Source organism: Roseofilum sp., from assembly GCF_982964205.1.
In genome coordinates this window covers 52,027-58,329 of sequence record NZ_CEZBFX010000021.1, presented here as the reverse complement: position 1 = coordinate 58,329, position 6,303 = coordinate 52,027, and the positions used below count along the sequence as shown (strand labels likewise).

The window sequence follows — 6,303 nt, the reverse complement described above, 5'->3', positions numbered from 1 at the left end:
TAGATATAGCGTTCAGCGTTTTTCAGGACACTAGGGATGAACATCTTCGGGGTTCGATTCCCCCTACCCGCTTGCTCTTATAGCCTTATGGGTAAAGGAACTCTCATCCCCATATTCAGCTTGGAAGGCTATGCTCTACCTAAAATCTACCTAAATCCACTCTACCACCCATTCTCAGAGCTGATATGTAAAGGAAATATAAAGAAATGGTACACTCAATCGATTAAGTATGAGAATAGCCAGAATTGAGTCTCAATAGTGCTATGAGTCGCTGACCAGAAATTGTCCATCCTCAACGACCATCTTATCCCAGTGATTTAAGTGATGCCTTCCTGGGAAGTACTCAAGCCTTTACGCCCTAGTCCTAAAGGCTTTGGACATCCAAGGATCAAGATTCTAAAGCTGCCGGTTCTAAGACATGCTGAAAATGAACTACATCTTCTCTGGGGTCAGCATAGGTGACTTTAAGCTCGATATAATCGCCAGGAGCTACCGGGTTGGTAAAGCGAATGGCCATTTCTAAACCCAGCTCTTCTAATAAAACCAGGGCTAAATTGTCATTTTCCCGTAACCAGCGCAGGACTAAACCTTGCCAAACTTGATCGAGATGGCGACGCAGAAATTCTAATCCCCAATACCGGTTGGTTTGACGTTCGACCCAGTTGGCTTCTTGGGTGCTGGGAGCAATGGCAGCCATGAGTTCTTGCAGTTTGGCTTCGGAGAAGGGTAGGGGGTCGCCACGCAGATGGGCTTTGAGTTGGAAGTGGGTCAGTAAGTCCATGTAGCGCCGGATGGGGGAGGTCACTTGAGTGTAAAAGTCGAGTCCGAGACTGGCGTGACGGGCGGGGGTAATGCTCATTTCACTGCGGGGCATACAACGACGTAGGGCGCAGGAGCGGACAGGCCCTGCGGGGAGTTGCATGAGTTCTTCGGCTGGGGGAAGTTCGGGTTGGGGTTGGGAACGGAAGGGAAAGGGGAGTTGATGGGTAGAACCATAACGTCCGGTAACTTCTCCGGCGAGGATCATCATTTCGGCGACAAGTTGCCGAGAGATGGCATCTTCGAGCAGGGTGATGGTTACTTCGTCGTCTTTGACTTTGATGGAGGCTTCGGGTATGGAGATGTTGATTGCGCCTTGGGCTGTGCGCCAGGTTTGCCGCAGTTTGGCGAGGGTGGCAAGGGTGGCGATTTCTGGTTCGGCAGGAACGCCCAGATGGAGCATTTCTTCTACATCGTCGTAGGTGAGGCGGTAGGTGGGTTTGATGAGGGTGGCGTGGATGGTGTAGTCGGCGATCGCCCCTTCTCGATCTAAAATTACACCAAAACTGAGGGCACAGCATTCTTTCCCTTGAATTAAACTCATGGGGCCGGTGGCCAATTCTGAGGGAAACATGGAAATCATGCCGGTGGGGGTATAAATGGTAGTCCCTCGCCGTCTAGCATCTAGGTCTAGTTCATCTCCAAGGGTTAACCATCTTGTGGGATCGGCAATGTGAATCCAGACCCGAATTTGAGCATCGTCTAGGTATTCAATGCTCAAACCATCGTCAATTTCTTTGGTACTTTCATCGTCAATGGTATAGACCTTAAGATGGGTGAGGTCTAGGCGGTTGGAGTCCGGGTCATCCGGAGGATTTTGAAGACAACCTTGGGCCACTTCGAGTACCTTTGTTGAGAATTGAGTTGGAATTTGACTCCGCCGCAGAAATAGGTTTTCGTGGGGACTCCATATCCCCAAAGCAACTAAGAGATCGAAGCAGGCTTGGGGGGTATCGGGACGATTGAGGGCTGTTAGGGTTTCGCCAACGATCGCCGACGGTTTAAACCCTTCTGTGCTATTACCATGGATAGCGTATTTCTCGATCGCCTCTAGACGGGAGCGATCGCTATTTGTCCACTCTAACACTTCTCCCGCTAGGGCCCGATTGAGGCGATCTAGAAAATCAAGGGCTTCTTGTTGCCGTTGTTGTTGAACTTCTGTTTGGTGCTGAATTTCCGCGACTAAACTACTCGGGCGGGGTTCATAGCGATCGCCCTTTTGCTTAAAGTAAAGCTTATCTTCAACCAATAAGCAATGGGCGGCATAACACAAGGGAGGACTTTGATCGCTATAGAGCAACTGAGCTAGTTCTTCGGGGGTTACCGCTTCCCCCGCTTCTACCAACAGTTCCCAGGCTACTTCTAAGTTGGATGGGTCAAGATAGGGCCCTACTTCTTTGAGGAACCGGGGAATATCTGAGGGGGTATAAGCTTCTCCCGCCACTTCATAGGTAATCTGTTGGCGCTTAATCGTATGACTATGAGCGCCTTCGTCAATTACTACCCAATTTTTCTTTCCTTCTGGGCGATCGGCTACTGCCAGTCGCCGTTCCCCATTGAGTCTAAATTCAATTAGCCTTCCCTTCTCCACAGCACTATCCTAGGGATTGATTCACAACATCACAGCCTTAATTTACCAGTCTTTGGCAGAGTTAACTTTCCTAGTTCAGAATTCTTCTCTGTCCAACTTTTCTCCATAGGATGTGCTGATTTTACCCATCCCGACTCCGCTGCTTAACCTTCTTGGTTGACAAAGGGTAATAGGGCAATCAGCCGCGCCCGTTTAATGGCTGCTGTTAGGGCACGTTGTTGCTTACAGGTTAATCCCGTAATTCTACGAGGCAAAATCTTACCTCTTTCAGTGATGTATTTACGGAGTAAATCCACATCTTTGTAATCAATTTTTTCTTTGGGTTGAATCGGGGAAACCCGTTTTCTGTAGTAATTTGACATAGATTCGATCTCGGTTGATATTCTGGGGACAATGGGCTTAATTCCAGCAACTCAAAATAAGCAACTGGAGGTTATTTAATTTCCTTGTGGGTTGTATGGGCGTTACAGTGGGGGCAGAACTTTTTCAGCTCTAATCGGCCCGTCGTGTTACGACGATTCTTCTTGGTTGTATACCGAGAGACACCTGGCGATCGCTTCGCCAAGTTACTGCGACACTCTGTACATTCTAGGGTCACAGTAATGCGGACACCTTTATTCTTAGCCATAGCTTTACGGGCGCTAAAAGTTTTTAGAGTTAATTAAACACAATTTCCTATTGTCTCATACGTCTTTGTAATTGTGCAACTATTTGTTTGAGTTTCAAATCTAAGGAATAACCACGACGGGTTTGAATCATCAAAGTCCCTGCTACTTGGTCATGAAAGGCTTGTCGCCAATTGGTTTCGGCAAAGGCCCAGCCACAATCGACCCCTAGGGGTAAGATTAACAGCAGTGACCAGGCATTGGCTGGATTGAGAGAATTAAATCCGATCAAGGCCAACATTGAGGCGAGTCCGAGAACGGCTTCCCGTTTTAATAAGTCAGAAAATAGGGGAGTCCGTCCCGTTTGGTCTACCACTCGCAGATCAAAAGCATAGCGTCCCAGACTTTGCCCTTTGTTTTTGAGGACAATAAAAATTCGAGCCGTAAACCAAGCTAAGAGAAAGGCTAGTAAAAACAAACTCCTACCGGCGATCGCACAAAAGAGCCAAATCGTAGCCAAATCTATAGCAAACGCTGCTGTCCGTCGTGACAGAGGCGCTCTGGGAAAATAGCGATCGGGGGGGGGACTGAACATGAACAGAAGGGAATAGGGAATAGGCAATCGATTAATTCTTTTGATGGTTTGATAAGGCCTGTTCTAGGGTCATGATTTTTTCTTCCAAATACTTATGCTGCGATCGCCGAATCAAATGCCCTTTCAACCGTACCATGACTTCTCTGATATTGAACGGTTTGGTAATATAATCAATCGCTCCCAGTTCAAAGGCTTTAATTTTATCTGCCACCTGAGCGATCGCCGTAATGAAAATCACCGGAATTTCCTCTGTTTGAGGATTGTCCTGGAGTTTTTGATACACTTCATAGCCATTCAGACCTGGCATCATCACATCTAGAAGGATCAGATCGGGACGGATTTGTGCAGCGATTTCTAACGCTTCAAGACCATTGACTGCTGCTTCCACTTGATAGCCATCATCAAGCAAAATTTCAATCAACAAGCGCATGTTAGTGGCATTATCTTCAACCACCAGGATGGTAAATTGGGATGGTTCAAATTGAATGTGCTGCATAGAACTCTTAACCAAAAATGGGATGACTCTATGGCATCTACTGCCCTATTCTTAAGGTCTACCGAAGAACAAGGCAATCGCATAAAACCCCTTTGACAATCCTATCCCGGGTTCTGGCTTGTTCCGACTAAACAAGCGCCTTCCCAAGTAATCCCCGTCAGATTTGCACCCTCTAACTCGGCACAGAGTAAATGGGCTTCTTTTAAGTTAGCACCAATCAAATTCGCACCACGTAAGTCAGCTTCTTCTAAATTCGCTTGAGTTAAGCTTGCTCCTTGGAGATCGGCATAACTTAAATCAACCCCTTTAAGATTAGCATTATTCAAATTTGCACCTCGCAAGTCAGCGCCTCGCAAATCTGCACCTTGTAGCTTAACCCCGATCAGGTTCGCGCCACTGAGAAATGCCCCCGCTAAGGAAGCTTGGGTTAAAGTAGCACTCATCAAGTTAGCCCCTCTAAGGTTACTCCCTCGCAAGTCAGCTTGGGTTAAATCTGCTTGCATTAAGTTTGATCCGAGTAAATTTCCCCGCAGATCAGCCCCAATCAGTTGAGCTGCCATCAGATTTGCACCGTCGAGTCGGGTTCCTTTGAGATTAGCAGAGGAAAGAATCGTTCCCACTAAGTTAGCTCCCGCTAAATCAGCATTCGGAAGTTGGACTTCAGTCAGGTCTTCATCTTCTAAGTTTACCCCTGGAAGGTGTTTGAGATGGCCAGCACGAAGGGCAACAAGATCTAAATCCATAGTATTTATTAGATTCATCAGTAGGTTGAGTTCAGGGAAGTAAGGGGGGTGGGATTTTCATCAAGTAACCAGATGCCTGAAGCAATTTTAGGGGGCAAGTTCGAGAGTTGCAAGCCCTGTTGCATTCCTCGCACTAATAAGGTCAACGTTTCAACTAATTTGGGGTCAAATTGGGTTCCAGCCAGGTCTTGGCAATATTCTAGGGCTGCGATCGCCTCTTGGGAATTCTGACTCTGGAACTGCTGTTCAAAGGTCGCAATCAGACTGAGAATCCGAGATTCAATCGGAATCCGATCGTAGGCGAGACCTTCCGGTTTGCCAGAACCATCCCAATGTTCGTTTTGATGACTAATAATATGGGCGATCGCCTGAAGTTGGGGCATCATCCGCAAAATCGAAGATTTGGGCAAGTCTGAGAGCTGTTCCTGAAGTTCTTGTTGCCGTTTGCTTTGGTAGGGATCGAGGGCTTCGGGGAGACCTTGTAAGCAGGGCAGTCGATGGAGCAGAGCCGCTAACCGTAAGCGTTTCACTTGCCACACCGGTAAATCTAGCAATTGTCCCATTACATCTGAGAGCGCTGCCACTTCTGTCGCTACATGGGGGTTGCTCAGATCGGCTTGGTCAATGACTTGAGCCATCCGTAACAAGGCTTGAATTTTATTGGAGCGCAAGTTATCCGTCAGGTCTTGAAACTGATAGAGAGGGGAATCACTATTGTAAGGGTTAAGTTGATTTTGGCAGTTTTGCAGATAGTCTACAACAGAAGAAACGACAGCATTGAGCAGATCGGCTTCTGGAGGTTTAGGGGTGATATTTTTCAGGCGATCGCCGAGCTGTTGAGCTAATTTTGGATCGTAGGCTTGCAGATGTTCGGCCACTAACGTAACAGTTTCCTTAACTAACGTCGGTTCAAATGTCCAAAACCCATAAAATTTCCGTTCGCAATCGTTTTTTGGCCATCCTTTTACCCCATAATCAACCGCAGATAATTCTTGACATAAGACCATCGCCGTATAATTGTTGGACAGAATAATCAGATGCCATTCCTGACAAACTGGATCGTGGCTCTCTAGACCCACTAATTGAACATTGGGGAATTGACTGGTCGGATGTTGAGTAAATCCTGCCTCTTCAGTGGCTAAAATCACCACTTCGGAAGCTCGCTGGGCTAATTCTCGATAGCGTTCTGCTTCTTGCTCATACCATTTCCCCTGTTGGAATGCTGCAATCAGCAGGGGCTGATCCTCACATTGGAGAATAAAATCTTCTAAGGCATGACACAGGGCAACCAAAGTATTTTTATAATAGACCCCAAAGTTCAGGGGTTGGGTGTTTTTGTGGGCTGTATGCAGTTTTTGCAGGATTGAGCCAGTTAACATTATTTTATCTTATCAGTTGCTTATGAAATATTAATCTTCAATTCTTGCATTACATTTTGACATAACTTACCAGGG

At 46.8% G+C, this 6,303-nt stretch carries 7 protein-coding genes and 1 pseudogene; 1 reads left to right on the top strand and 7 read right to left on the bottom strand.

Annotated elements, in window-relative coordinates; all coding sequences use genetic code 11:
* Positions 1–281 precede the first annotated feature (281 nt).
* Positions 282–384 (top strand): annotated as a pseudogene (locus AC3A14_RS08110) (IS5/IS1182 family transposase); the annotation flags it as partial.
* A 4-nt stretch (positions 385–388) separates the two neighbouring features.
* On the opposite strand, the gene AC3A14_RS08105 reads toward AC3A14_RS08110, so the two are convergent.
* From AC3A14_RS08105 to AC3A14_RS08075, 7 genes are all read right to left on the bottom strand, one after another.
* Complete coding sequence (locus tag AC3A14_RS08105; RefSeq protein ID WP_318731807.1) at positions 389–2,410, bottom strand: ribonuclease catalytic domain-containing protein; 2,022 nt, start codon at positions 2,408–2,410, stop codon at positions 389–391.
* Positions 2,411–2,553: 143 nt separating this feature from the next.
* Positions 2,554–2,772: a 30S ribosomal protein S18 gene (gene rpsR, locus AC3A14_RS08100; RefSeq protein WP_271945029.1), complete on the bottom strand. Its 219-nt coding sequence runs from the start codon at positions 2,770–2,772 to the stop codon at positions 2,554–2,556.
* Between the two features lie 71 nt (positions 2,773–2,843).
* Positions 2,844–3,038: a 50S ribosomal protein L33 gene (gene rpmG / locus AC3A14_RS08095; RefSeq protein WP_271945032.1), complete on the bottom strand. Its 195-nt coding sequence runs from the start codon at positions 3,036–3,038 to the stop codon at positions 2,844–2,846.
* 47 nt (positions 3,039–3,085) lie between these two features.
* Entirely contained in the window at positions 3,086–3,610 is a 525-nt protein-coding gene (locus AC3A14_RS08090; RefSeq protein WP_318723259.1) for an RDD family protein, read from the bottom strand.
* 31 nt (positions 3,611–3,641) lie between these two features.
* Positions 3,642–4,106: a response regulator gene (locus AC3A14_RS08085; protein ID WP_318731806.1), complete on the bottom strand. Its 465-nt coding sequence runs from the start codon at positions 4,104–4,106 to the stop codon at positions 3,642–3,644.
* A 101-nt stretch (positions 4,107–4,207) separates the two neighbouring features.
* Complete coding sequence (locus AC3A14_RS08080; protein ID WP_318731805.1) at positions 4,208–4,849, bottom strand: pentapeptide repeat-containing protein; 642 nt, start codon at positions 4,847–4,849, stop codon at positions 4,208–4,210.
* A 17-nt stretch (positions 4,850–4,866) separates the two neighbouring features.
* Positions 4,867–6,228: a DICT sensory domain-containing protein gene (locus AC3A14_RS08075; RefSeq protein WP_318731804.1), complete on the bottom strand. Its 1,362-nt coding sequence runs from the start codon at positions 6,226–6,228 to the stop codon at positions 4,867–4,869.
* Positions 6,229–6,303 lie beyond the last annotated feature (75 nt).

Bases quoted from the DNA above. Each gene is read 5' to 3' on its own strand.
- AC3A14_RS08075 (WP_318731804.1), bottom strand. From the start codon at position 6,228: ATGTTAACTGGCTCAATCCTGCAAAAACTGCATACAGCCCACAAAAAC.
- rpmG (WP_271945032.1), bottom strand. From the start codon at position 3,038: ATGGCTAAGAATAAAGGTGTCCGCATTACTGTGACCCTAGAATGTACA.
- AC3A14_RS08085 (WP_318731806.1), bottom strand. From the start codon at position 4,106: ATGCAGCACATTCAATTTGAACCATCCCAATTTACCATCCTGGTGGTT.
- AC3A14_RS08090 (WP_318723259.1), bottom strand. From the start codon at position 3,610: ATGTTCAGTCCCCCCCCCGATCGCTATTTTCCCAGAGCGCCTCTGTCA.
- rpsR (WP_271945029.1), bottom strand. From the start codon at position 2,772: ATGTCAAATTACTACAGAAAACGGGTTTCCCCGATTCAACCCAAAGAA.
- AC3A14_RS08080 (WP_318731805.1), bottom strand. From the start codon at position 4,849: ATGGATTTAGATCTTGTTGCCCTTCGTGCTGGCCATCTCAAACACCTT.